This window comes from Enterobacter sp. fkY84-1, assembly GCF_052974705.1.
The window spans coordinates 1625354-1649084 of sequence record NZ_CP169393.1 but is presented as its reverse complement, the minus strand read 5'-3'; the positions used below and the strand labels follow the sequence as shown (position 1 = coordinate 1649084).

Sequence of the window (23731 nt, the reverse complement as noted above, 5' to 3'; positions counted from 1 at the left end):
CAGTCCTTATCAGTTGAGGCCGCGCACGGAGGAGATGAACTGCTTCAGTTCCGTGGTCTGCGGGTTGGCGAACAGCGTTTTGCTGTCGCCCTGCTCCCAGACTTTCCCCTGGTGCATAAACACCACGCGGTCGCCCACTTCGCGGGCAAAATTCATTTCATGGGTAACCAGTATGAGCGTCATCCCCTCGGCCGCCAGTTGCTCCAGCACTTTGAGCACTTCGCCCACCAGCTCCGGATCCAGCGCGGAGGTGATCTCGTCGCAGAGTAATACTTTCGGCGACATCGCCAGCGCGCGGGCTATCGCCACGCGCTGCTGCTGGCCGCCGGAGAGACTCGACGGGTAGTAATCCAGACGATCGCCAAGGCCAACCTTCTCCAGCATCTGCTGCGCCAGCGCCCGGCATTCGGCGGCGCTTTTTTTCAGCACCCGGCGCGGGGCGAGCATCACGTTCTCCAGCGCCGTCATGTGCGGGAACAGGTTGAAGCTCTGGAACACCATCCCGACCGAGCGGCTGATTTCACGCGCCTGAGAATCCCGGTCGGTAATGGTCATGCCGCCCAGCTTGATGCTGCCGTCCTGATAGCCTTCCAGGCCGTTAATGCAGCGCAGCAGCGTGCTTTTGCCCGATCCGCTGCGCCCGATGATGGAGATCACCTGGCCCATGTCGATATCCAGATCGACGCCCTTGAGCACGTGGTTATCGCCGTAGTACTTCTGCACCTGATTAATGGTGATGAGAGGCATTGAATTTCGTCTCCAGATAGCGGCTGTAGCGCGACAGCGGATAGCACAGAATAAAGTAGCCGAGCGCCACCAGCGCAAAGACCTTAAACGGCTGATAGGTCACGTTGGTCAGCATGGTCCCGGCCTTGGTCAGCTCGACAAAACCGATAATCGACGCCAGCGCGGTACCTTTGATCACCTGCACGGCAAAGCCGACCGTCGGCGCAATGCCGATGCGTAGCGCCTGCGGGGCGACCACGCGAAACAGGGTCTGGCCGAAGGTCAGCCCCAGGCAGCGCGAGGCTTCCCACTGCCCCTTCGGTAAAGCACGAATGCTGCCGTACCAGATATCGAGCAGAAACGCGCTGGTGTAGAACGTCAGCGCCAGCGAGGCGGCGGTCCACGGCGAAACGTCGATGCCGAACAGCGCCACGCCGAAGAAGGCCAGGAACAGCTGCATCAGCAGCGGCGTGCCCTGAAACAGCTCAATGTAGCCGCGGATAATGCGCTTCACCGTGCGTGCGCCCGTCAGGCGCAGCAGCAGGAGCGGCAGGGTCACCACCGCCCCGCCGACAAACGCCACCAGCGACAGCAGCACCGTCCAGCGTCCGGCCAGCAGCAGGTTGCGAATAATGTCCCAGTCGGTAAAGGTGGTCATCATGCCTGCACCCCCAGCCATTTCCGTCCTGCCGCCATCATCAGCTGGCGCAGGGTAATCGACAGCGCTAAGTAAATCCCGGTGGTCACCAGATAGACCTCAAAGCTTAAAAACGTTCTGGACTGGATCAGGTTGGCGGCGAAGGTCAGCTCTTCATAGGAGACCTGCGACACCACCGCCGAGCCGAGCATCACGATGATGCACTGGCTCACCAGCGCCGGGTAAATGCGCTGCAGCGCGGGCGGCAGCACCACGCGGATAAAGGCCTGCAGGCGGGTCAGCCCCAGCACGCGACCGGCCTCCCACTGCCCTTTCGGCGTGACCTGAATGCCCGCGCGAATAATCTCGGTGCTGTAGGCGCCCAGGTTGACCACCATGGCCAGCAGCGCCGCTTCCCCCGCCGTCATCTTCAGCCCCAGGTTCGGCAGGCCGAAGACGATGAAAAACAGCTGCACCACAAACGGCGTGTTGCGGATGATCTCCACATACCCGCCCCAAATCCGGCTGTACCAGGTGGTGCGTCCGCTGCGGATCGCTGCCCCGACAATCCCTGTTGCCAGCCCGCCGACGGTGGCCATCACCGTCAGTTGAATAGTGACCCACAGCCCGGCCAGCAGCTCCGGCCAGTGCGGCCAGAGGGCGGAAAAATCAAGTTGCTCAGTCATCGGCTCAGGCGCCAAGGTTTGCCGGCAGCGGGGCCTTCAGCCATTGCTCAGACAGACCGTTCAGCGTGCCGTCCTTAATGCCCTGCTCGATCAGCGCGTCCACTTTTGCCTTCAGGGCCGGTTCGTTTTTCTTCAGGCCAATGAAGCACGGCGAGTCTTTCAGCATAAAGCTCGGCACCGGGGCTTTCGCCGCGTTCTGGCGCGAAATGGCCGCCACCACGAGATTGCCGGTCGCCACGTACTGCACCTGGCCGGACAGATATGCCGACAGCGTGGTGTTGTTGTCTTCGTAACGCTTCACGTCCGCGTCTTTCGGCGCCAGGCCGGTCAGCACCATGTCCTCCACCGCCCCGCGCGTCACGCCGATGGTTTTTCCGCTGAGCGCGGCGGCATCCTTCAGTTCAGCCCCTTTCGGACCAAACACGCCGAGGAAGAACGGCGCGTAGGCGCGGCTGAAGTCGATTACCTTCTCGCGCTCCGGGTTTTTACCGAGGCTGGAAATGACCAGGTCCACCTTGTCGGTTTGCAGGTACGGCACGCGGTTGGCGCTGGTCACCGGCACCAGCTGCAGCTTGAGCTTCATCTGTTTAGCGAGATAGCGCGCCATGTCGATGTCATAGCCCTGCGGCTGCAGATCGGTTCCCACCGAGCCAAACGGCGGGAAATCCTGCGGAACGGCGATGCGGATGGTGCCGCGTTTCTCAATATCCTGAAGCTGGTCAGCCTTTGCCGGCAGCTGTGTGAAGAGGCATGCTGCCCCGGCCAGTGCAATCAACAATTTTTTCATGGTGCTTCCCCGTAACGTTAACATGAAACAAAAGATTCTTTGAATGTGATTTTGCAACTAATGTGCCAGGTCAGGCGAAACGGGGGATATTGTCATAAAGCCTGATAAAGCGGGGAATGGCGAAAAGGGGGCGCTCTTTTACGCCCCGTCTGATTGCACTGTTTTAATGCAAAGCACCAGCCTGATGCCCCATTATCGCTGTTCCAGCTCGTCCAGCTGCTGGTAGAGGGAGGCAATCTCGTGAATGCGCGGGCGGCCTTTATCGAGAATGTCATGCAGGAAGGCGTTCGCCAGCAGGTTGATCAGACTGTTGACCGACGAATAGCTGTCATAGGCGGAGACGCTGTCCAGCGGGGTGCAGAGCTGCCAGCTCGCCAGCGGGAACAGGCTGTGGGCTTGCGGCTCGCACATCAGCAGCACCGGAATACCGCTACTCTGAAGCTGCTGCATCAGCGGGCGAATGATGCGCGGGCGACGGCGAAAGGCCATCATCACCACCAGATCGTCCGGCGTTAAGTCCACCAGCTCCTCGCTCAGGCTCTGCCCCGGCTGCGGCAGCACCAGCACCTGACCGCGCGCCTGCAGCAGCTGCTGGCGCAGGTGCAGCGCCGCCGGATAGGCGTTACGCATGCCGATAATAACGATCCGGCGCGCCCTGACCATGCAGGCCATGGCGTCGGCAAACTGCTGCGCGTCGAGGGCATTGACCCACTGGGTCAGGTTTGCCATCTCTTGCTTATAGTGGCGCGCCAGCAGCGTATTACCCTGCACCGCGTCGCGATTGTCGGTGAGCGGCATCCCGCTCTGGCGCAGGGTGCGCAGCTCTTCGCGCATGTCCTTATATTTCTCATAGCCCAGACGCTTAAACAGACGGCTCACCGTGGCTTTTGATACCCCGCTCAGCTGCGCCAGCTCGGCGCTGTTGTAGCTAATGAGGTCGTCAAAATGATCGAAAATAAAATCCGCCACCCGCTGCTCCTGCGGCGACAATGACGCGTATTGTGCTTTCAGTCGTTCATCAAGCTGTTCCATAACGCCTCTGTAACGTTTGTTTCATCTCATGCTCATTATTCATTAAGCATGCCAGCTTCTGCGGCAACTGGCATGAAACTTTTTATTCAGAACTGGAACAGCTTTTGCAGCACCTTGTGACTTTCAGGGTTACGAGGACTTTTCATGCAAAGTAATGTCTCCACACACGGTATGGCGGTTGCGCCCCACCACCTCGCCAGCCAGAGCGCGCTGGCGGTGCTGCGCGAAGGCGGCAGCGCCATCGAAGCGATGGTTGCGGCGGCGGCCACCATCGCCGTGGTCTATCCGCATATGAACGGGCTGGGCGGCGATGGCTTCTGGCTTATCGTGCCCCCGGAAGGCGATCCCATCGCCATCGATGCCAGCGGCGCGGCGGGATCGCGCGCGACGCTGGCCGCCTACGACGGGCTCACGCAGATCCCCCATCGCGGCCCCCGTGCGGCGCTGACCGTCGCCGGAACCGTCAGCGGCTGGGACGAGGCGCTGAAAGTTTCGCGCGAGATGACCGGCAAGGCGCTGCCGCTGGCCCGCCTGCTGGCCGACGCTATTGACTATGCGCAAAACGGCACGCCGGTCACGGCCTCTCAGGCCCACGCCACGGCCAGCAAGTTCGACGAGCTGAAGGACGTTCCCGGCTTCGCGGAAACCTGGCTGGTGGACGGCAAGCCGCCGCAGGTCGGGAGCCGCTTTTACCAGCCCGCCATGGCCACGACCCTGATGCGCCTGGTGGAGGACGGTCTGGACAGCTTTTATCGCGGCCCGCTGGCGGAAGTCCTGGCGCGCGGCATGGAGACGCTGGATCTCCCCGTGACGCTGGCCGATCTCAACGCGCACGCCGCCCGACGCACCGTGCCGCTGAAGCTGCAGCATCAGCAGGGAGAGATCTTTAACCACGCCCCGCCGACGCAGGGGCTGGTCTCGCTGGCGATACTCGGCATTACCGACCGCCTGAACATGGCGGAGGCCGACGACGCCGACACCCTGCACCGCATCGTGGAAGCCACCAAGCTGGCCTTTGGCCTGCGGGATGCCCACATCACCGATCCGCGCGCGCTGAACACCGATGTTCAGCAACTGCTGGATCCCGCCGCCCTGCAGGCGCTTGCCGACAGGGTTGACGACAGTCGCGCGGCGCCGTGGGGAACCGGAAAAGGTCCCGGCGATACGGTGTGGATGGGGGTGATGGACAGCAGCGGGCTTGCCGTGTCGTTTATCCAGAGCCTTTATCACGAGTTCGGCAGCGGCATGGTGCTGCCCGATACTGGCATCGTCTGGCAGAACCGCGGCGCATCCTTCAGCCTCGATCCCGCCCATCTTCTGGCCCTCGCGCCGGGCAAACAGCCGTTTCACACCCTGAACCCGGCGGCGGCGCGTCTGAAGGACGGTCGCGTGATGGTGTACGGATCGATGGGCGGTGACGGACAGCCGCAAACCCAGGCTGCGCTCTTTACCCGCTACGTTATCCAGGGCGTCCCCCTGCAGGAGAGCATCACCCGCCCGCGCTGGCTGCTGGGACGTACCTGGGGACAAACCTCGGACACCTTAAAGCTTGAAGGACGTTTTTCACCCGAGACGGTCGCGCGCCTGCAGGCACTCGGCCACGAGGTGGAGCTTTTCCCTGACTTTAGTGAAGCCATGGGTCACGCGGGCGCCATTGTCCGCCACCCCAACGGGCTGTTCGAAGGGGCATTTGACCCGCGCAGCAACGGCACAGCCGCCGGATTCTGAGGAGAAAACAATGACGACACGCCAACCCGACTGGCAGGCGTACCTGACGCAGATGGAAACCGTACTCGGCGTTGAGCTGGATGACGCCCGCCGCGCCGAGCTGCAGCTGCAGTTCAGCCGCATTGCCAGCATGGCCGCCCCGCTGATGGCGCTGCCGCTCGACGACCGTCTGGAGATTGCAGGAGTGTATAAAGCATGACGCTACACGAGATGAGTATCAGCGCGATCCAGCAGGCGCTAAGTGCGGGAGAGCTGAGCGCCCACGAGATCGCCCGACAGACGCTGGAGGCGATTGCGCGCGTTAACCCGCGGATCAACGCCTGGACCACCCTGACGGAAGCACGCATGCTCGCCGAAGCCGATAATATTGATACCCTGCGACGGGAAAAGCGTCCCCTGCCGCCGCTGGCGGGCGTGCCTTATGCGGTGAAAAACCTGTTCGACGTTGCCGGTCACACCACCCTCGCCGGGGCCGAGCTGTTCAGCCAGCGCCCTGCCGCCGCGGCTGACGGCTTTGCGGTACGCCAGCTGCGCAGCGCGGGGGGGCTGCTGACCGGGATGGTCAATATGGACGCCTACGCCTACGGCTTTACCACCGAGAACAGCCACTACGGCACGACGCGTAACCCGCACGACCTGGCGCGCATTGCGGGCGGGTCGTCCGGCGGGTCAGCGGCCGCGGTGGCTGCCGGGCTGGTGCACTTTTCACTCGGCACCGACACCAACGGGTCGATTCGCGTTCCGGCCTCCCTGTGCGGCATCTACGGCCTGAAGCCCACCTTTGGCCGCCTGTCGCGCGCAGGAAGCCATCCGTTTGTCCCGAGTCTGGATCATATCGGCCCCTTCGCCCGCCGCGTGTGTGACCTGGCGTCCGTGTATGACGCCCTGCAGGGACGGGACACCAGCGACGGTTTTCAGGCCGAAAGCTCCCGGGAACAGACGCGTCCCCTGCTCGATCGCGGGCTTGACGGCCTGCGCTGCGCGGTGCTCGGCGGCTACTTCACCACCTGGTGCGACGCGGACGCCAGAGACGCCGTGGCGCGGGTGGCGAAGGCGCTCGACGTGCAGGATAAACTACAGTTCACGGACGCCGAGCTGGCGCGTTCGGCGGCGTTTATCATCAGCGCCGCCGAAGGGGGAAATCAGTACCTGCCCGCGCTTCGCCAGGAGCCAGCGCGTTTTGAGCCTCACTCCCGCGAACGCCTGCTGGCCGGGGCGATGATCCCCTCCGCCTGGTACATTCAGGCCCAGCGGTTTCGCGCTCACGCCCGGCAGGCATTCAAAACCTTATTCGCGCAGGCCGACGTGCTGATCGCCCCGGCCACCCCGCGCAGCGCGACGCTGGCGGGCGAGCAAACCATGGAAATTAACGGTCAGCCGCTGCCCATTCGCGCCAGCATGGGGATGCTGACCCAGCCAATTTCGTTTTTGGGCCTGCCCGTGACCACCGTTCCGCTACGCACCGCGCAGGGCGCGCCCATCGGCCTGCAGCTGATTGCCGCGCCGTTTAACGAGCAGGCCTGCCTGCGCGTCGCGCGGGTTCTGGAGGAGAGCGGCATCACCGATGCCCGTCCGGCGGAGATAGCAGCATGATGAATCACGATGACATTAACCTCCCGTGGGTGGTTGCCGAGGTGACGGCCGCGTTTTACCGCTATGAGGACGCGCTGGTGAGCAACAACGTTGCGGTGCTGGACGAGCTGTTCTGGCACGACAAAAACACGGTGCGGCTGGGGGCGGGGGAAAACCTGTACGGAATTGATGAAATCCGCGCCTTTCGCGCGGCGCGCCCCGCTGCCGGGCTGCAGCGGACGCTGCGCCACACCGTCATCACCACCTTCGGGGAGGATTATGCCGTGTGCAGCACCGAGTTTACCCGGGAGAGCACAGAACGCATTGGCCGCCAGCAGCAGACGTGGGTGCGGTTTGCCTACGGGTGGCGCATCGTGGCGGCGCAGGTGAGTTTGATGGTGTAACGCTGAAAAACCTGCCCGGTGGCGCTGCGCTTACCGGGCCTACGATGTCCCGTATGCCCTGTGGGCCCTGTAGGCCGGGTAAGGCGCAGCCGCCACCCGGCAAAACATCGCACACTTACTTCTGAAACGGATGTACCTCCCGCCAGTGGTCGGCAATCTGCTGGCGGGTACAGACCCACACCCGCTCGTGCTGCTGCACATAATCCAGGAACCGCTGCAGCGCGCGAAAACGCCCCGGTCGCCCCAGCAGGCGGCAGTGCATGCCGATGGACATCATCTTCGGCGCGCTTTCCCCCTCTTCGTACAACACGTCAAAACTGTCCTTCAGATACGTATAAAACTGCTCGGCGGTGTTAAACCCCTGCGCGGTCGCAAAGCGCATGTCGTTCGCATCCAGCGTATACGGCACAATCAGGTGCGGTTTACGGGAGCCGTCGCTGCAGGCCACTTCCGTCCAGAAAGGCAAATCGTCGCCGTAGTAGTCGCTGTCGTAGTCAAAACCGCCGTGCTCTACCACCAGCTGGCGCGTATTGGGGCTGTCGCGCCCGGTGTACCAGCCCGTTGGCGGCTTGCCAAACAGGTCGGTCAGAACATGCACCGCCTTGTGCAGGTGTTCGCGCTCCTGGCTGATGTCCATATTCTGGTAGTGGATCCAGCGCCAGCCGTGGCTGACCACGTCGTAATCCGCGGCTTTGATTGCCTCGACTATCTCCGGGTGACGCGCCAGCGCCATCGCCACGCCGAAGACCGTCAACGGCAGGCCGCGTTTCTGAAATTCATTGTGGATCCGCCAGAACCCGGCGCGACTGCCGTATTCGTAGAGAGAGTCCATCGACATGTGTTTGTCCGGGTAACTGGCCGCGCCGATGATGTCCGACAGGAACTGTTCGGATCCGGCATCGCCGTGCAGAACGTGGTTTTCTGCCCCTTCTTCGTAATTGAGCACAAACTGCACGGCGATGCGCGCCTGATTCGGCCACCGCGCGTGCGGCGGGTTGCCCGCATAGCCGCGCAGATCCCGCGGATAATCCTGTTCAAAAAGCCCCATTGCCACCCCCAAAAAATTAAAATGGATTCAATGCCTGAAAATGCCCGCTTAACGGTTTGTTCTCCGGGAACGCCAGATCCCCGTGCTTGCTGGTCGACAGCCCCAGCGCCACCAGCGATTCCACCATCTTCACCGCCGCGCTGACGCCGTCGATCACCGGCACGCGCAGCTCGCGGGTCAGCTCCTGCGCCAGCGTCGCCATGCCGCCGCAGCCCAGCACGATGGCGCCACAGCCATCCTCTTTCAGCGCCTGTATACAGCGCGCGCGCACTTTCTCCTGCGCCAGACCGCTGCCGTCTTCCAGCGCCAGCACCGGAAGGTCGATGGCGTGCAGCGCCGCACAATGGTCCTGAAAGCCATACTGGTGCAACAGATGACGGGCAATGATCAGCGTGCGCGGCAGCGTGGTGACCACCGAAAAGCGCGTCGCGACCAGCGTCGCCATATGCATGGCGGCTTCGGCGATGCCGATTACCGGCCCCTGCGCCAGCTCGCGCGCCGCCAGCAGGCCCGGATCGCCAAAGCAGGCGATCACGTGACCGTCCATGCCCTGCTCCCTGCCTTTTTTGATCTGCTCCAGGACACCGACGGCGGCGATGGCCTCATCAAAGTGGCCTTCTATCGACGGCACGCCCGCGCCTGGGCAGACCGCGAGGATCTCCGTTCCCGGTGCCGCCACCGCGCGGGCCGCCGCGCCGATGGTTTCCGTCATGGCGAGGCTGGTGTTGGGGTTGATCACTTGTATACAGACAGACATTACGACTCCTTGTGGCCGGCAAACAGCCGGGCAAAATCAGGCAGGCACTCGCCCGCCCGCTCGAAGCAGAGGCTGGCGACGATATGTTCAAAATGGTGCATTAATGCATCGCTTAGCGGCTGGAGCGCCTTCTGGCGCAGCAGATCCACCAGCTGCTCGTGATCGTTGCAGCGGCAGCCCTGACGCCACGGCGCGCCCCAGGTGGCAATCACTAGCGAAGAACGCTGGCTCAGGCTGGTCACCATCTCAGTGAGCACCTGGTTGCCGGAGATGGCCTGCAGCTGAATATGGAAATTGGCGGAGTGGCGGATCGCCGCCGGGCCGTCATAGGCCTCGTGCGCCTGCTGCTCCTGACGAATAATGGCCTCCAGCGCGGCAAGATGCGGCGGCTGGCAGTGCGCCAGCACGTCCGGCAGGTTAGCGACCTCCAGCAGGGCGCGGGTGCGGAAGATGTGCCGCGCCTCTTCCACCGTCGGGCTGGCGACGTGTGCACCACGCTTGGGCGTCAGGGTGACCATTTGCACAGCGGCGAGTCGTTGAAGCACCTTGCGGATGCCCGTGCGGCTCACGCCAAAGACCTCGGCCAGCGCCTCTTCCGGCAATTTGCTCCCCGGCAGCAGCTGGTGTTCGACAATCGCGGTCATCAGCGCCTGGAAGATGGATTCGTCTTTATCATGCAGGTCTGGCGCGGTCTGCAGGGCGTTTATGTTGTTCATTCACCACTCCGAATTTTACTTTCCGTTATCGAATCGTATACATAAAAATAAAATATTGCATACAAGATTTATTATTTTGGCCTGAATCCTGCAACACCGTTTGCACTCCCACTCAACGGGTTTTCATTCACAGGAGCAGGTTTCATGCCAAAGAGTCAAAACGCACAGCAAGGTACGGCCGCTGATTCCGGTGCGGTTTACAGCCCACGTCTTTGCAATGAGGATCTGGCACCGACGCGTGACCAGAACTGGAGCTGGTACAACATCTTTTCGTTCTGGATGTCGGACGTTCACAGCATGGGGGGTTATGTTGTCGCCGCGAGCTTCTTTACGCTCGGGCTGGCAAGCTGGCAGGTGCTGCTCTGCCTGCTGGTGGGGATTTGCATCGTGCAGCTGTGCGCCAACCTGGTGGCCAAACCGAGCCAGATGGCGGGCGTGCCCTACGCGGTGATCAGCCGTCAGGCGTTTGGCGTGTTCGGGGCCAATATTCCGGCGGTGATCCGCGGGCTGATTGCCTTCGCGTGGTACGGTATTCAGACCTATCTCGCCGCCAACGCGCTGATGCTGGTGGCGCTGAAGTTCTGGCCGTCGCTCTCTTCACTCACTACCGGCGCATTCCTGGGCCTGTCGCATCTGGGCTGGATCTGCTTTGCCATTATGTGGGTCCTGCAGGCGATGGTCTTCTGGCACGGCATGAGCGCCATCAAGCGCTTTATTGATATCGCCGGTCCGGCAGTCTATGTGGTGATGCTGGCCCTCGCCGGCTGGATTGTATACAAGACCGGTTTTGACGGGATCTCCTTTACCCTCGCCAGCAAATCCCTGAGCGCGGGCGAGCAGACCTGGCAGATGATCACCGCCACGGCGTTGGTGGTCTCCTACTTCTCCGGTCCGCTGCTCAACTTTGGCGATTTCTCCCGCTACGGCAAAAGCATGGGTGAAATCCGCCGCGGCAACCGCTGGGGGCTGCCGTTTAACTTCCTGCTGTTCTCCATCGTCACCGTAGTGATTGTCTCTGGCACCCAGTCGCTGTTTGGCCGCATGATCACCGACCCGATTGAGACCGTCAGCCGCGTGGGCAACGATCTGGCCGTGGCGATTGGCCTGCTGACGATGATCACCGCCACCATCGGGATCAACATCGTGGCGAACTTCGTCTCACCGGCGTTTGATTTCTCTAACTGCTCGCCGCAGAAAATCAGCTTCCGCACCGGAGGCATGATTGCCGCCGTCGGCTCGATCCTGCTCACCCCGTGGAACCTGTTCAACTCGCCGGAGCTTATCCACTACACCCTGGACGTGCTCGGGGCGTTTATCGGCCCACTGTTCGGCATCCTGATCGCCGATTTCTACCTGATTAAACGCGGCAAGGTGTCGGTTGACGATCTGTTCGACGACACGCCAAAGGGCAAATACTGGTACCGCAACGGCTTTAACCCGAAAGCCATTGGGGCGCTGATCCCGTCCGTTACCGTGGGCCTGGTCATTAGCTTTATCCCGGCCCTGCATGAGGTGGCAAACTTCAGCTGGTTTATTGGCGTCTTCCTCGGCGGCGTCACCTACCGCTGGCTGGCGCGGGAAGAGCGCGAGACGGCAGGCGCGACGTCGTTTGGCTCCCGCGTGGCGACGCAAAAAGAGTAACCCCTCCCCTCTGGCCGCAGCGTATCTGCGGCCCGTTCATTCTGGCACCGTTCTTGCTGAGCTTTCCCACCCCGCTACGCACACACGAAGGCAGGAACCATGATGGAATACCAGACTGCGATACGCGGTGCATTTTTTGATATTGCCCGGGTCTGCGACAGCGCAGACGCCATTGCCCAGCACGCGCGCTACCTTGAGGACGGCCTGCTGTTTATCCAGCACGGAAAAATTCTGGCACAGATGCCGTGGCAGGAGGGCGAGCAGTATCTTGACCCGCACAAAGGCTATACCGACCTGCGCGGCAAGCTGCTGCTACCCGGTTTTGTCGACACCCACGTCCATTATCCGCAAACGGAGATGATTGGCGCCTTTGGCGAACAGCTGCTGGAGTGGCTGACCACCTACACCTTCCCGGTGGAGAGCCAGTTTGCCGATGAGGCCTACGCAAAAGAGATCGCCGAATTTTTCATTAACCAGTTGGTGAGCAACGGCACCACCACCGCGCTGGTGTTTTGCACGCTGCATCCGGAATCGGTCGAGGCACTGTTTACCGAGGCCCTGCGCCTGAACATGCGCCTTATCGCCGGAAAGGTGATGATGGACAGGCACGCGCCGGACTACCTGAGCGAAGACGCGAAGCAGAGCTACCGGCAGACCCGGGCGCTGATCCAGCGCTGGCATCACCGTGGACGGCTGGGCTATGCGATTACGCCGCGCTTTGCGCCGACGTCATCACCCGAGCTGCTTGCGGCGGTCAGCCTGCTCAGAGAGGAGTTCCCGGACACCTGGTTGCAGACCCACCTGAGCGAGAACCCCAACGAAGTGGCCTGGGTGAGCGATCTCTGGCCGGAGCATGAGCGCTATCTGGACGTGTACCACCACTACGGCCTGACCGGCGAGCGCAGCGTGTTTGCCCACGCGATCCATCTGCACCACAGCGAGTGGCAGTGCCTGCATGACACCGGCTCGGCGGTGGCGTTTTGCCCCACCTCGAACCTGTTTCTCGGCAGCGGGCTGTTTCGCCTGCCCGCCTGCTGGCAGCACAGGGTGCGGATGGGCATCGGCACCGACGTCGGGGCGGGCACCACCTTCAGCATGCTGCGCACGCTGGGGGAGGCCTACAAGGTTGGCCAGCTTCAGAGCTACCGCCTGCGTGCCAGCGAGGCATTTTATCACGCCACGCTGGGCGGTGCGCACGCCCTCCGGCTGGACGATAAGATTGGCAACTTCGCGGCAGGCAAAGAGGCGGATTTCGTGGTTATCGACCCCGACGTGACGCCGCTGCAGCGCCTGCGCAATCGTCGCTGCCAGGATATCTACGAGCAGCTCTTTGTGCTGATGACCCTCGGCGACGAGCGCAACATCAGCGAGACCTGGGTCAACGGCGAGCGGGTGTGGTCAACTTCCCCGGTAGGTTGACCACCCGCCGGGAGCAATCACAAACGGCAGATGAAAATGCTCGTCTGCCGTTTCTCCCGTGACAAACTCAATGTGCGCGCAGGGATAGATCGTCTCCCGGCCGGTATCGCTAAACCAAACCCCAATCTCCGCCACCAGCCGATAGCGGCCCGCGGGCAGAGAGGGAACGAACGCGGCGATGCGTCCCTGGACGTTGGTCACGCCCGTGGCCAGCGTCTTCCCGTCCTGTTGCAGATGAACCGTCACGCCCTCTGCGGGTTTGCCCGTCGAAATATCGAGGATATGGGTACTGAGTGTGCTCATTCGTGAATGACTCCTTCCAGTCGCAGCAGCGTAATTTCCCGCAGCTGTTCCAGCGCGGCACGGATTTCCTGCGCGTCGCTGTTCTCCAGCCGCGCGTGCAGGGCCTGTAATATCTCCTCGCCGCTGCGTCCTTTCGCGCGGATCAGAAAGACGCGCCCAAAGCGGGCTTCGTAGCGGGCATTACCTTCACGCAGCGCCTTGGCAAGGGCGGTATCGCGATCGTTCACCGCGCCCTGTTCCTGGCGCGACAGTGCCGCCTCCGCCGCTGAACCCGCGGGCTTTTCCCCGATGCGCGGATGGGCGCTCAGGGCTTGCGTTAAGGCCGCTTCATCCCAGCGTTGCGTCAGGGCCTGCGCCGCAATGAACAACGCGTCCCGGCTCGAATAAGGCCGCCCACTCACCAGCGCGTTGGCCCAGCCGGGTATCGCCACGCAGGGCTGAAGCAGCGTAAAAGCGTCTTTCTCAGGCAGCTGATTGAAGTCGTGCAGTGCGATCATAGGTTCTCCTTGATTATCCTCCTTCAGGTCAGTGCACAAACCACGCCACTCTTGAGACAAACGTGAAACAGTCGATTCCGGATGGCTGACCAGGAAATTTTTGATTCATAAAAAGGCACGCTCACCGCCTTTGCGCACCTTAGCAGTGCAAACATCTCCCTCACAACGCCGTTTTCACCACTCTGCAGCCTGGTACGCAAATTGCTGAATGTCGTTACACCCTGCAAAAGGAGAGAAGCATGAGAGCAATCGTTATTGGTGCGGGTATTGGCGGCCTGAGCGCCGCCGTCGCGCTGAAGAAAGCGGGCATCGACTGTACCGTGTTTGAAGCCGTAAAGGAGATCAGGCCCGTCGGGGCGGCCATCTCCATCTGGCCGAACGGCGTGAAATGCATGCAGCACCTCGGCATGGGCGACATCATCGAGACCTGGGGCGGGCCGATGCGTTTTATGGCCTATAAGGATTACCGTCGCGGCGATACCCTGACTCGCTTTAGCCTTGCCCCGCTGGTTGAGCGTACCGGCGGGCGTCCCTGCCCCGTCTCGCGCGCTGAGCTTCAGCGCGAAATGCTGGACTTCTGGGGGCGCGACAAGGTGCAGTTCGGCAAGCGCGTCGAACGCGTTCATGAAGACGACGCAGGCGTGAGCGTCACCTTCACCGATGGCAGCACAGCTGCCGGGGATTTCCTGATTGCCGCCGACGGCAGCCACTCGGCGGTTCGCCCGTACGTGCTGGGGTACACGCCGGAGCGCCGCTACGCGGGCTACGTGAACTGGAACGGGCTGGTGAAGATTGACGAGGAGATCGCCCCGGCGCACCAGTGGACCACCTTCGTTGGCGAAGGCAAACGGGTGTCGCTGATGCCCGTCTCCGGCGGACGCTTCTACTTCTTCTTTGACGTGCCGCTCCCTGCGGGTCTGGCGGAGGATCGCACTACCCTGCGCGCCGATCTCACGGGCTACTTCCGCGGCTGGGCGCCGCCGGTGCAGAAGCTTATCGCGGCGCTGGATCCTGAAACCACCAACCGCATTGAAATCCACGACATTGAGCCGTTCGACAGCCTGGTACGCGGCAACGTCGCGCTGCTGGGCGATGCCGGGCACAGCACCACGCCGGATATCGGCCAGGGCGGCTGCGCAGCGATGGAAGACGCCGTGGTGCTGGGGGAATGCCTGCGTGAAAACCACAACATCACGCTGGCGCTTCGGCAGTACGAGGCGCTGCGCTGCGACCGGGTGCGTGACCTGGTGCTGAAGGCGCGTAAGCGCTGTGACGTCACCCACGGCAAAGACATGGCGTTGACGCAGGCCTGGTATCAGGAGCTTCGCGAGGAAACCGGAGAGCGCATCATCAACGGTCTGTGCGAGACCATTCAGGGCGGCCCGTTAGGCTGAACGTAAGAGGGATAATGATGAAAAGAGAACCGACTCCACCCGCCCACTGTACGTTTGAGCCAGAGGACTGGCTGCGTCTGGCGAAATGCTGGCATCCGGTCGCGCGTGCCTGCGACGTCGGTCCGGCGCCGGTCAAAGCGACGCTACTGGATGAACAGCTGGTGATTTACCGCATTAACGACCAGGTCGTGGTCGCCCGTGACGTTTGCCCGCACCGCGGCGTGCCGCTGACGCTCGGCTTTCACGACGAGCACGGGATTATCTGCCCCTATCATGGCTTACGCTTTGGGGAGGACGGGCGCTGCAACCGTATTCCCTCCAGCCCCGACCAGCCTGTTCCGGCGAAGCTGAACCTGATTAACTACGCCGTGGAGGAGCGGTTCGGACTCATCTGGACCTGCCTGGCGTTTGATCCGGAGAACCCCGCGCCGCTGCCCACCATGCCGCACTGGGATGACGACGGATTTCAGCAGATTAACTGCCCGGCATTTGAGGTCAACGGCTTTGCCGGACGTCAGGTAGAGGGTTTTCTGGACGTGGCGCACTTTGCCTGGATCCACACCGATACCTTTGCGGACCCCAATAACCCGCTGGTGCCCCACTATCAGCCGCAGGAGACGCCGTTTGGCTTCGTGGCGGATTACTGGAGCTCCGTGAGCAACTATCCCGCCAGTTCCCCCGTGCAGGCCCCGGAAGGCTTCCAGTGGTTGCGCCATTTTGAGATGCACCTGCCGTTCACCGCCACCCTGACGATTCATTTTCCGGGTGAATCGAGACTGGTCATTATGAACGCCGCATCGCCGGTGTCATCGCGCGTGACCCGCATGTTCGCCCCTATCGCCCGCAATTTTGACCTGCATATTCCGGTGGAGGATGTGCATGCCTTCAATCTGCGGATTTTTGAAGAGGACCGTCTGATGGTGGAAACCCAGCGTCCGGAAAGCCTGCCGCTGGACCTGACCCTGGAAGCGCATATCCCCGCAGATAAAAGCTCGATTGCCTACCGTCGGGGACTGAAGAAGATGGGCTTTGGCGAGTTTTTCCTGGTATGACGGAGGTCGATATGCTGAGCGTAATTGTTGACGGGTTGTGGCGCGAGGGCGACAAAAGCCTCGCCGTCAGGCTGGTGGCGGAAGACGGCGAAGCGCTGCCACCCTGGCAGCCCGGCGCACATATTGATGTTCACCTGCCCTGCGGCGTGGTTCGCCAGTATTCCCTGACCGGAGCGTGTAGCGGTGAGAGCTACCTGATCTGCGTGGGGCGAGAAACCGCCTCGCGTGGCGGGTCGCGCTACGTTCACGAGACGCTGCGTCCCGGGCAGAAGCTGATGATATCCGCCCCGCGCAACCTGTTTCCGCTTCAGCAGGCAGAGCGGGTTTTGCTCCTGGCGGCGGGAATTGGCATTACGCCGCTGTATGCGATGGCCCTGCAGCTGAAGGCGACCGGAACGCCGTTCACGCTGCACTACTACGTCAGGAACCGGGAAAGCGCGGCGTTTACGCGCGAACTCTCCCGGCTCGGTGAGTGCCTCATTCATACCACCAGCCCGCGCACAGCGCTGGCGGCACATCTCCCCGCGGCCGAATCGGGCCTTCACGCCTGGGTCTGTGGTCCGGCAGGTTTTATGGAAAAAGTGCGTGAGGTGGCGGCGGCAAAGGGATGGGATGACGCCCATCTTCACAGCGAGGCGTTTCAGCCCGTTGCGCCCGCCGCAGGCGGTGAAACCGGGGAGATCTTCACGGTCAAGCTGGCCTCCACCGGGGAGCGCTGGCCGGTGCCTGCGGATAAAACCATCGCCCAGGTGCTGCAGGAAAATGGCGTGGCGGTCCCGCTTTCCTGTGAGATGGGGATCTGCGGAGCCTGCCTGACGCCGGTGATTGACGGCGTGGTGGATCACCGGGATAGCGTGCAGTCGGAGGCGGAAAAAAGCGCAACGGACCAGCAGGTGGCGCTGTGCTGCTCGCGGAGCCATTCGGGAGAGTTGGTGATCGGGCTGTAAACCGTCTGCACACGCTTTCTTGCCGGGTGGCGCTGCGCTTACCCGGCCTATAATCCGTAATAATATCAATATATTGCACTATTCATTGTAGGCCCGTGCAAGCGTAGCGCCGCCGGGCGAAACTTACAAATCGCGCTTTGCCAGCCCGTAAACGGGCTCGCTATCCTGCCACGCATAATCAATATGACTGGCCTGCTCGCGCGCCAACGCGTCATCGTCCTGCAATCGCGCCGCCAGGGTAAAGGCGAAATCAAATACTTTACCCAGCCCACGGCCGCTCAGCAGATTGCCGTCTTCCACCACGTCGGCATCGACGTAGATGCCATCGCTGACTGTTTTCCACAGATCGCCGGAACAGACATAGCGACGCCCCTTCAGCAGTTCATTGCCGCCCAGCACGCGGGCGGCGGCGGAACAAATCGGGCAGATATATTTGCCCGCTTCATCGTGGCGGCGGACGAAGGCAATGACCTCCGCGCTTTTCGCCAGGTTAACGCTGCCTTGCGGGCCGCCCGGTAACACCACGGCGTCAAAGGTCCGGTCGAGACTGGCCTGCAGAGTACTGTCCGCCACCATAGGGATGGCGTGATAGCTCACCACTTCGCGACTCTCGCCGCAGGCAATCGTCTGCACCGAAATATTCAGGCGGCGCAGGATATCGATAGTGACAATCGCTTCCCCCTCTTCAAAACCGGGGGCTAATAGCACGGCTACACTTTTCATTTTGCTCTCCATTGCTTAAGGGTTACCAGTACGGGTGCCAAATCTGTCGCAGCCGCGCCAGCAGTTCAAGATAGAAATAGTCTCCCCAGCTACAGCACTGATCGACGCCCTTACCGTTGCCCATATGATAAACCGAGTGCTGCAGCAGCCCTTCGGTCGGATCGTCGTCGTGAGCAAGGTAGTTATCGGTCAGCGACAGCGCAATACGCAGCGCCATCTCTTCATAATACGCACGGTTTGCGTCGAGCGTCGGCAGCGCCTTGACCAGCTCCAGCAGGCCACAGGCGGCAATCGCCGCCGCTGAACTGTCGCGCACGGCGTCAGTACCGAGCAGCGCCAGATCCCAGTGGCAAACATCATCTTCCGGCAGACGGTTGAGGAAGTAATGCGCCAGGCTGCGGGACAGCTCAACCATCTGCTTATCGCCGGTGTGCTGATAGCTGAGCAGGAAGCCGTAAATGCCCCATGCCTGGCCTCGCGACCAGCACGAGGTATCGCTGTAGCCCTGATGGGTGTTGCCAAAGCGCGGCTCACCCGTCTGCACATCCATATAGTAAGTGTGATAAGTCGAGGCATCTTCACGCACGATATAGTTCGCGGCCTGTCCGGCATGAGCCGTCGCCGCCTGCGCATAGCGCGGATCCCCGGTCTGTTCGCTGGCCCAGTACAGCAGCGGCAGGTTCATGTTGCAGTCGATGATCATTCTCCCCTGCTGCTCCGGGTCGTTTAAATCACCCCACGCCTGAATAATGTTGGCCGTCGGGTTAAAACGCTCCATCAGGCGCTCGGCTGCCAGCAGCGCCGACTGGCGAGCGGCTTCGTTGCCGGTGAGGCGCCAGGCGCTGATGCAGGAGAGCGAATAGAGGAACCCGAGATCGTGCGTTGCGGTGTCGATGCGCTGCTCAATACGCCGGGCGAACGACGGTAAATAGCGTTCGGCGGCTTCACGATAATGCGCTTTGCCGGTCATCTCCCACGCCAGCCACAGCTGGCCAGGCCAAAAGCTGGTGGTCCATTCCACGTTATCGGTGCGCGGCCAGACCCCCTTCTCACAGGCCTCACCGGGGAACTTATCGCCGAAGGCGACAATATTGTTGTCGAGCTTGCGCGTGACGCGGGCTAACGCCGCTTCCAGCTTCTGGCTCAGTGCCAGGCGATCGACCTGATGCAGTTCGATCGGTCGCAGCGCTTCGGTGATAACAGATTTGGTCATAACAACTCCTGAATTAATGTTTGGCCGGTTCAACCGGGGCGGTATCTAAAGCCGGAGCAAAGGATCGTGAGTCATCGCGCGTCGACTGGCAGCGCGACAGCGTAAAGGCGGAAATCAGCGTAAATACCAGGGCGCAGCTGCCCATCAGCAGATAGGTATGCTCAAAGCCAATCTTGTCGTACAGATAGCCTGCAGGTGGGGCGACCACAATCGAACCCACGTAAATCATCGCCTGGTAGCCCAGCAGGTACATCGTGGCGTTAACCCGACGATGGAAATGTTCGGCGATGTATTTGAAGACGGAGATGAGCAGCAGCGCGATCTCGACGCCATAAAACGGTTTGATGATGGAGATAACAATCGGGTCACTGGTCAGCCCGGAGGCGATCAGCCGTGCCCCGACCACGCAGCCGCAGAACAGCAGGCCGCGCTTAGCACCGTAGTGGTTCACAAGCCACGGGATAAACATCATCATCACGAACTCCATCCCCGACTGGACGGTACTCAGGTAGCCGTACCAGGCATTCCCCTGCTCTTTGGTGGCGAAGAACGAGACGAAGTAGCGCGGGAACTGCTGTTCGGCGATAAACATCATCCACGCCACCCCGGCGACATAGAGGCTGAACATCCAGAATTTGCGGTTTTTCAGGAGCATCAGCACATCGGCGAAGACGATCTTATTAGCGGAAATGACGCTGTTATTGCGCAGCTGCTCATCGCCGATTTTGAGGCTAATCAGCACCAGCAGCATCAGTACCGAGGTACCGCTGCTGAGGAGAAAGTTGGCCAGCGGCGTGATGTTAAACAGCAGCCCGGAGACCGACGCCGCCATCGCCCAACCCAGCGAACCCCACATTCTGATGCGGCCAAACTCCAGCCCGTACAGGCGGCTAAAGCGGTCGGCGTAAGATTCAGACGCCGCCACGCCGGCGTACCAGCCCAGGCTCAGATACAGCGCGCCGATGATAATCCCCGCCATCGCATAGCTTTGCAGCAGCGGCTGGTAAACCAGCGCAAAAAACGGCGCCATCAGCGCAGAAATAGCGCAGACAAAATAGAGCAGCCACTTGCTCATGCCGATTTTGTCCATGATGTAGCCGTACACCGGCTTCAGAACCACCGCGAAGACGCCATTTATAGCGAACACGCTGCCGATGGTGACGCTATCGAGGCCCACTTTCTGGCTCAACCACAGGGCGTACAGGCCAAAGCTGGATGACCACGTGAAGAAGTAAAGGAAAATAAAGGTACTCATTTTGTACTGCGCGGCGCGTACGGACGATGATGTGCTCATAGCGATGCCTCCGGAGCCAGAACGAGCGTCGTTTCTTGTCGTGCCGTCACGAAGCGTACCGCGTCATCGCTAATGAAGGCCTGCGGGCAGCGTTGCGCATCGAAGTCGGCGGCATTTCCCGCCCACACCGCGCTGATTAACACATGCGTACCGGGATCGAGCTCGCCGCGCAGCACCGGCACCGCTGCGCGCTCGGCGAACAGCAGATTACTGTTTGGCGGCGTCACCACCGTCTCGCCACGGCGAGCGTGCGGATGTAAACAGAACATGGCTGAGACATCCCGGGGATTGCGTAACCAGCAGGCGCCTTCACTCTCGTGTACCTGCGGCTGCGGGCGGTTTGCCAGACTAAAGCCGCCTTCCGCGCAGTCCAGCGCGCGCCGGGTATCGATACGATGAACGCGCAGTTGCCAGTCGCCCAGCGCCAGCAGCCAGCTTTCAATCACCACGTCGTGCCACGGCAGCCAGCGGCTATAAATAGTGCCGTCAGCGGTGACCACGTGCTGACATTCGCGACGGCCACGCCAGTAGTTGTCCTTTTCGGCCAGCAGCATCATCGAATCGGGCGCGGCATGGTTCAGGCCGTAGCGGCCGCGTTCGATGGTGAAGCCAAAGCGGGTGGAATAGGCAAATTTGCAGTATTTCGCTTCGGTGTTCACGAAGTTGTTCAGCTCCAGCTGGCCGGACGTCAGCATCCACAGGTGGTCGGCCTGATGTACCACCACCTGATCCGCGTGGGCTATCGTGTGCTGCGCGGGCAACGGCGGCAGCGGCAGCTCAGCTGCCTGCCAGAAGGCATCGCCCTCATCTAATGCCAGCACAAGCAGGGTCTTCAGGCCCCAGTACGGCGACCCCGGCGCGTTGTAGTCTTCCGCCATCGCCAGGTTCGGATAGCTGTAACCGACGCTCAGTACGCCGTCACGGTCGAATATCGGCTGCTTCAGCCACCAGCGCAGATGACGCAGGACGATCCCCTTCATCACGCCGGGCGAAAAGACTTCCAGCCCGGCGAAGGCCGCCGCACTCCAGAACGCCGCCTCGGCAAAGCGGTAGGTCAGGCTACGGCCAAACGGGATCGCCGCGCCGTCTTCGGCAAAGAAATGGATGAAGTCAGAGGAGAAACGCGCGGCCCGATCGCGCAGCGTTGCACAGCGCTTCGGATCGACCCCGGCCATGAGCTTCGCGTAAATCAGGCCATAGAAATGGAAGCCCATCGAGATGTAATAGTCGCGCGGCCGTCCCGGACCATCGGAATACCAGCCATCGCCGAGGTAGTAGTGCTCCATGGCAGCAAAATGATCTTCCAGCGCCTGCGGGTTGGTCGGCATGCCGCAATAATGGAAGCCGACCTGCACCAGAATCGGGAAGAAGTGCCAGTTGTTATCGGGGATTTCCTGGGTCTCGCACTGCTTTAGCCAGCGCCATAAATGCCCTTTCTCCGTCTCAGTGAAGTGTGCCAGTACGGTTTCACCCGCCAGCGCCAGCAGCAGCCCGTAGGCCGCCATCTCGACGATTCGCTGATCGTAAGGCCCGACATCGCCCCAGTAATCGGCATGCTGCGGATCGGTGCCGTTTTTTATCGCCTGTAAATAGAACGAGAAGTGCTGCGGCTCGCTGCCGCCAGCCAACAGCGGCGTCACGCCCCACAGCAGGCGGGAAAACGTTTCCATGCTCGCCACCTGCTGACCGTAGTGAGCGGTAAAGTTCGCTAAATCAATGCGGCTGGCGTCTTTTTTAAACCAGGGCGCCACCGCGTTCAGCATGTCGTTGACCAGCCGTAGCACCTCTTCCCGGCTTGTCAGTGGATTATCCAGATGAATATTTTCAGGTTGCACAGGGTCCTCCCGCATTACACGAGGGTAGAGATAAGTTATTGTTATTAGGCTTTTTAAAGCCACGAGTGCGACGTCTGAATGAAGAGTAACTGCTTTTATTCCTGGCGCTGAGTGAGCAGACTCACAAAATTAAACCGCCATTTCATTTTTTCTGGATTTTGTCGAACGCGAGGGGGATAAATTACAAATGATGGCCTAAAAATTTAAATCTGTTGTTCTGGAGGTAATATGGGTGAAACGCAACTACTGGAACGCATTACGCTCGATCGGCAGGCCATTTCTTTTAACCGCATGTACACCACCAGTGCGATTTACTACCACTGGCATCAATGCGTTGAATTGCTCTATATCTCCAGCGGCTACGGCATCGTGGTGGTGGATAACCAGCACTACACCGCCCGTCCGGGGCGACTCTTTATCTTCCCGCCCTTCCGTTTGCACAAAGTGCAGGTCGATCATAGCGATAAGAACCCCTATCACCGCACGACCATGCACATTGAGCAATCGGTCGTCGAAAGTGCGCTCGGCGCCTTCCCGCGCCATCAGGCCCGGTTCGCCGCGCTGGCCGCCAGCAATCTGCCAGCACAGATTTACGATCTCAGCAATCACGCGGCGTTTATCGAGAGGATCCTTGAACAGTTTCAGCGCCTGGAGGGCAACGAGCAGACAGAGGCCTCCGAGGTGGCCTTTCTGATGATGCAGCTCATGACGTTTCTGCCCGAGCAGCCGCAGCCCTACCCGCCGCGCCAGCAGACCGTCGCCTCGCGGATTATGAGCTGGGTCGAAGCCCACTATGCCAGCAAGTTTTCGCTCGACCAGTTAGCCCACGACCTGGGGCTTTCACGCAGCTATACCTCACGAATTTTCCGCCAGCAGACCGGCGGTACCATCCACGAATATTTGCTGACCCGGCGAATAAAAAGCAGCTGCGAACTGTTACGGTACAGCGATGAGCCTGTTGACGCTATTGCCCTGGCAGTCGGGTTTAGCGAGGTGACCTATTTCATTACCTGCTTTAAAAAGATGATGCGTCAGACGCCACTGCAGTATCGGCGCAGTATCCGCGGCACCAGGATTCTCTCTCAGGGCGATTTTGGACAGGTTTGCTGAACCTCCAGCCTGGCCGGAGGTTTTATGCACAAAAAAACCCAGGTCGCATAACGACCTGGGTTTCGAATTTGGCGGAAGCGTAGAGATTCGAACTCTAGAACCCTTTCGGGTCGCCGGTTTTCAAGACCGGTGCCTTCAACCGCTCGGCCACGCTTCCAAAGTGAGGCGCACTATAAACATCTATTAGCGCCTTGTAAAGCAGGAATTTTT

At 61.0% G+C, this 23731-nt stretch carries 23 protein-coding genes, 1 tRNA gene and 1 pseudogene; 10 read left to right on the top strand and 15 right to left on the bottom strand.

Features of this window, described 5'->3' with window-relative positions:
• Positions 1-9: 9 nt before the first annotated feature.
• The 5 genes from ACEPLT_RS07705 to hpxU all read right to left on the bottom strand — a co-directional run bounded on the left by ACEPLT_RS07705 (position 10) and on the right by hpxU (position 3868).
• Positions 10-747 carry an amino acid ABC transporter ATP-binding protein gene (locus ACEPLT_RS07705; RefSeq protein ID WP_023327069.1) on the bottom strand — a complete coding sequence of 246 codons (738 nt, stop codon included), beginning with the start codon at positions 745-747 and terminating at the stop codon, positions 10-12.
• Entirely contained in the window at positions 728-1384 is a 657-nt protein-coding gene (locus ACEPLT_RS07700; protein WP_167213146.1) for an amino acid ABC transporter permease, read from the bottom strand. Before ACEPLT_RS07700 ends, ACEPLT_RS07705 begins: the two co-directional genes overlap by 20 nt.
• Positions 1384-2049 (bottom strand): amino acid ABC transporter permease, encoded by a 666-nt coding sequence (locus ACEPLT_RS07695; RefSeq protein ID WP_232928367.1) that lies wholly within the window; start codon positions 2047-2049, stop codon positions 1384-1386. The genes ACEPLT_RS07700 and ACEPLT_RS07695 overlap by 1 nt, the downstream gene beginning before the upstream one ends.
• Positions 2050-2053: 4 nt before the next feature.
• On the bottom strand, positions 2054-2836 hold the full coding sequence (locus ACEPLT_RS07690) for a transporter substrate-binding domain-containing protein (RefSeq protein ID WP_008499846.1): 783 nt from the start codon (positions 2834-2836) through the stop codon (positions 2054-2056).
• Positions 2837-3028: 192 nt separating this feature from the next.
• Positions 3029-3868, bottom strand: coding sequence for a MurR/RpiR family transcriptional regulator HpxU (gene hpxU, locus ACEPLT_RS07685; RefSeq protein ID WP_048027314.1), 840 nt, complete (start codon positions 3866-3868; stop codon positions 3029-3031).
• Positions 3869-4012: 144 nt separating this feature from the next.
• Between hpxU and hpxW the strand changes: the two genes are divergently transcribed.
• The 4 genes from hpxW to hpxZ are packed head-to-tail and all read left to right on the top strand — an operon-like array spanning position 4013 to position 7572.
• Positions 4013-5596 carry an oxamate amidohydrolase gene (gene hpxW / locus ACEPLT_RS07680; RefSeq protein WP_232928365.1) on the top strand — a complete coding sequence of 528 codons (1584 nt, stop codon included), beginning with the start codon at positions 4013-4015 and terminating at the stop codon, positions 5594-5596.
• Positions 5597-5606: 10 nt separating this feature from the next.
• Complete coding sequence (hpxX, locus tag ACEPLT_RS07675; protein WP_229225655.1) at positions 5607-5795, top strand: oxalurate catabolism protein HpxX; 189 nt, start codon at positions 5607-5609, stop codon at positions 5793-5795.
• The gene (locus ACEPLT_RS07670) at positions 5792-7189 is read left to right on the top strand and encodes an AtzE family amidohydrolase (protein WP_447088341.1); all 1398 of its coding nucleotides are present in this window, start codon (positions 5792-5794) and stop codon (positions 7187-7189) included. Before hpxX ends, ACEPLT_RS07670 begins: the two co-directional genes overlap by 4 nt.
• Positions 7186-7572 (top strand): oxalurate catabolism protein HpxZ, encoded by a 387-nt coding sequence (gene hpxZ, locus ACEPLT_RS07665; protein ID WP_008499851.1) that lies wholly within the window; start codon positions 7186-7188, stop codon positions 7570-7572. Before ACEPLT_RS07670 ends, hpxZ begins: the two co-directional genes overlap by 4 nt.
• Before the next feature lie 115 nt (positions 7573-7687).
• Here the strand turns inward: hpxZ and puuE are convergent, their stop codons facing one another.
• The 3 genes and pseudogenes from puuE to ACEPLT_RS07650 form a co-directional block, all read right to left on the bottom strand.
• Complete coding sequence (puuE, locus tag ACEPLT_RS07660) at positions 7688-8587, bottom strand: allantoinase PuuE (protein WP_223540544.1); 900 nt, start codon at positions 8585-8587, stop codon at positions 7688-7690.
• Positions 8508-9377: pseudogene (locus tag ACEPLT_RS07655) on the bottom strand (aspartate/glutamate racemase family protein); the annotation flags it as partial. The gene puuE and the pseudogene ACEPLT_RS07655, both read right to left, overlap by 80 nt.
• Positions 9377-10093 (bottom strand): GntR family transcriptional regulator, encoded by a 717-nt coding sequence (locus ACEPLT_RS07650; RefSeq protein ID WP_048027304.1) that lies wholly within the window; start codon positions 10091-10093, stop codon positions 9377-9379. The gene ACEPLT_RS07650 and the pseudogene ACEPLT_RS07655, both read right to left, overlap by 1 nt.
• A 144-nt stretch (positions 10094-10237) precedes the next feature.
• Between ACEPLT_RS07650 and ACEPLT_RS07645 the strand changes: the two genes are divergently transcribed.
• Together ACEPLT_RS07645 and guaD are read left to right on the top strand one after the other, a co-directional pair.
• Entirely contained in the window at positions 10238-11734 is a 1497-nt protein-coding gene (locus ACEPLT_RS07645; protein ID WP_232928361.1) for an NCS1 family nucleobase:cation symporter-1, read from the top strand.
• A gap of 99 nt (positions 11735-11833) precedes the next feature.
• The gene (guaD, locus tag ACEPLT_RS07640; RefSeq protein ID WP_232928359.1) at positions 11834-13153 is read left to right on the top strand and encodes a guanine deaminase; all 1320 of its coding nucleotides are present in this window, start codon (positions 11834-11836) and stop codon (positions 13151-13153) included.
• Here guaD and uraH read toward each other — a convergent pair.
• Together uraH and uraD are read right to left on the bottom strand one after the other, a co-directional pair.
• Positions 13133-13456, bottom strand: coding sequence for a hydroxyisourate hydrolase (gene uraH, locus ACEPLT_RS07635; RefSeq protein WP_048027299.1), 324 nt, complete (start codon positions 13454-13456; stop codon positions 13133-13135). The two genes, guaD and uraH, sit on opposite strands and share 21 nt — an antisense overlap.
• Entirely contained in the window at positions 13453-13953 is a 501-nt protein-coding gene (gene uraD, locus ACEPLT_RS07630) for a 2-oxo-4-hydroxy-4-carboxy-5-ureidoimidazoline decarboxylase (protein WP_232928357.1), read from the bottom strand. The genes uraH and uraD overlap by 4 nt, the downstream gene beginning before the upstream one ends.
• A gap of 239 nt (positions 13954-14192) precedes the next feature.
• Between uraD and hpxO the strand changes: the two genes are divergently transcribed.
• From hpxO to ACEPLT_RS07615, 3 genes are read left to right on the top strand one after another with little or no spacing between them, the layout of a single operon-like run.
• Positions 14193-15347, top strand: coding sequence for an FAD-dependent urate hydroxylase HpxO (hpxO, locus tag ACEPLT_RS07625; RefSeq protein WP_232928353.1), 1155 nt, complete (start codon positions 14193-14195; stop codon positions 15345-15347).
• A 14-nt stretch (positions 15348-15361) separates the two neighbouring features.
• Positions 15362-16399, top strand: coding sequence for a molybdenum cofactor-independent xanthine hydroxylase subunit HpxD (hpxD, locus tag ACEPLT_RS07620; protein WP_048027296.1), 1038 nt, complete (start codon positions 15362-15364; stop codon positions 16397-16399).
• An 11-nt stretch (positions 16400-16410) separates the two neighbouring features.
• Positions 16411-17346, top strand: a complete 936-nt coding sequence (locus ACEPLT_RS07615; RefSeq protein ID WP_269837239.1) for a PDR/VanB family oxidoreductase — start codon at positions 16411-16413, stop codon at positions 17344-17346.
• A 123-nt stretch (positions 17347-17469) separates the two neighbouring features.
• Here ACEPLT_RS07615 and ACEPLT_RS07610 read toward each other — a convergent pair whose 3' ends face one another.
• The 4 genes from ACEPLT_RS07610 to ACEPLT_RS07595 are packed head-to-tail and all read right to left on the bottom strand — an operon-like array spanning position 17470 to position 22411.
• Positions 17470-18069 (bottom strand): DJ-1/PfpI family protein, encoded by a 600-nt coding sequence (locus tag ACEPLT_RS07610; protein WP_196352628.1) that lies wholly within the window; start codon positions 18067-18069, stop codon positions 17470-17472.
• A gap of 22 nt (positions 18070-18091) precedes the next feature.
• Entirely contained in the window at positions 18092-19282 is a 1191-nt protein-coding gene (locus ACEPLT_RS07605) for a glycoside hydrolase family 88 protein (protein WP_232928346.1), read from the bottom strand.
• Between the two features lie 13 nt (positions 19283-19295).
• Positions 19296-20576 (bottom strand): oligosaccharide MFS transporter, encoded by a 1281-nt coding sequence (locus tag ACEPLT_RS07600; RefSeq protein ID WP_232928344.1) that lies wholly within the window; start codon positions 20574-20576, stop codon positions 19296-19298.
• Positions 20573-22411, bottom strand: coding sequence for a DUF2264 domain-containing protein (locus ACEPLT_RS07595; RefSeq protein WP_232928342.1), 1839 nt, complete (start codon positions 22409-22411; stop codon positions 20573-20575). The genes ACEPLT_RS07600 and ACEPLT_RS07595 overlap by 4 nt, the downstream gene beginning before the upstream one ends.
• Positions 22412-22639: 228 nt before the next feature.
• Between ACEPLT_RS07595 and ACEPLT_RS07590 the strand changes: the two genes are divergently transcribed.
• Positions 22640-23521: an AraC family transcriptional regulator gene (locus tag ACEPLT_RS07590; RefSeq protein WP_232928340.1), complete on the top strand. Its 882-nt coding sequence runs from the start codon at positions 22640-22642 to the stop codon at positions 23519-23521.
• 69 nt (positions 23522-23590) lie between these two features.
• Here the strand turns inward: ACEPLT_RS07590 and ACEPLT_RS07585 are convergent.
• Positions 23591-23678 (bottom strand) — tRNA-Ser (locus tag ACEPLT_RS07585).
• Positions 23679-23731: the final 53 nt, after the last annotated feature.

What these genes read in the sequence shown, in the direction of transcription:
- ACEPLT_RS07705 (WP_023327069.1), bottom strand. Translation starts at nt 747, where the DNA reads ATGCCTCTCATCACCATTAATCAGGTGCAGAAGTACTACGGCGATAAC.
- ACEPLT_RS07700 (WP_167213146.1), bottom strand. Translation starts at nt 1,384, where the DNA reads ATGACCACCTTTACCGACTGGGACATTATTCGCAACCTGCTGCTGGCC.
- ACEPLT_RS07695 (WP_232928367.1), bottom strand. Translation starts at nt 2,049, where the DNA reads ATGACTGAGCAACTTGATTTTTCCGCCCTCTGGCCGCACTGGCCGGAG.
- ACEPLT_RS07690 (WP_008499846.1), bottom strand. Translation starts at nt 2,836, where the DNA reads ATGAAAAAATTGTTGATTGCACTGGCCGGGGCAGCATGCCTCTTCACA.
- hpxU (WP_048027314.1), bottom strand. Translation starts at nt 3,868, where the DNA reads ATGGAACAGCTTGATGAACGACTGAAAGCACAATACGCGTCATTGTCG.
- hpxW (WP_232928365.1), top strand. Translation starts at nt 4,013, where the DNA reads ATGCAAAGTAATGTCTCCACACACGGTATGGCGGTTGCGCCCCACCAC.
- hpxX (WP_229225655.1), top strand. Translation starts at nt 5,607, where the DNA reads ATGACGACACGCCAACCCGACTGGCAGGCGTACCTGACGCAGATGGAA.
- ACEPLT_RS07670 (WP_447088341.1), top strand. Translation starts at nt 5,792, where the DNA reads ATGACGCTACACGAGATGAGTATCAGCGCGATCCAGCAGGCGCTAAGT.
- hpxZ (WP_008499851.1), top strand. Translation starts at nt 7,186, where the DNA reads ATGATGAATCACGATGACATTAACCTCCCGTGGGTGGTTGCCGAGGTG.
- ACEPLT_RS07650 (WP_048027304.1), bottom strand. Translation starts at nt 10,093, where the DNA reads ATGAACAACATAAACGCCCTGCAGACCGCGCCAGACCTGCATGATAAA.
- ACEPLT_RS07645 (WP_232928361.1), top strand. Translation starts at nt 10,238, where the DNA reads ATGCCAAAGAGTCAAAACGCACAGCAAGGTACGGCCGCTGATTCCGGT.
- guaD (WP_232928359.1), top strand. Translation starts at nt 11,834, where the DNA reads ATGATGGAATACCAGACTGCGATACGCGGTGCATTTTTTGATATTGCC.
- uraH (WP_048027299.1), bottom strand. Translation starts at nt 13,456, where the DNA reads ATGAGCACACTCAGTACCCATATCCTCGATATTTCGACGGGCAAACCC.
- uraD (WP_232928357.1), bottom strand. Translation starts at nt 13,953, where the DNA reads ATGATCGCACTGCACGACTTCAATCAGCTGCCTGAGAAAGACGCTTTT.
- hpxO (WP_232928353.1), top strand. Translation starts at nt 14,193, where the DNA reads ATGAGAGCAATCGTTATTGGTGCGGGTATTGGCGGCCTGAGCGCCGCC.
- hpxD (WP_048027296.1), top strand. Translation starts at nt 15,362, where the DNA reads ATGATGAAAAGAGAACCGACTCCACCCGCCCACTGTACGTTTGAGCCA.
- ACEPLT_RS07615 (WP_269837239.1), top strand. Translation starts at nt 16,411, where the DNA reads ATGCTGAGCGTAATTGTTGACGGGTTGTGGCGCGAGGGCGACAAAAGC.
- ACEPLT_RS07610 (WP_196352628.1), bottom strand. Translation starts at nt 18,069, where the DNA reads ATGAAAAGTGTAGCCGTGCTATTAGCCCCCGGTTTTGAAGAGGGGGAA.
- ACEPLT_RS07605 (WP_232928346.1), bottom strand. Translation starts at nt 19,282, where the DNA reads ATGACCAAATCTGTTATCACCGAAGCGCTGCGACCGATCGAACTGCAT.
- ACEPLT_RS07600 (WP_232928344.1), bottom strand. Translation starts at nt 20,576, where the DNA reads ATGAGCACATCATCGTCCGTACGCGCCGCGCAGTACAAAATGAGTACC.
- ACEPLT_RS07590 (WP_232928340.1), top strand. Translation starts at nt 22,640, where the DNA reads ATGGGTGAAACGCAACTACTGGAACGCATTACGCTCGATCGGCAGGCC.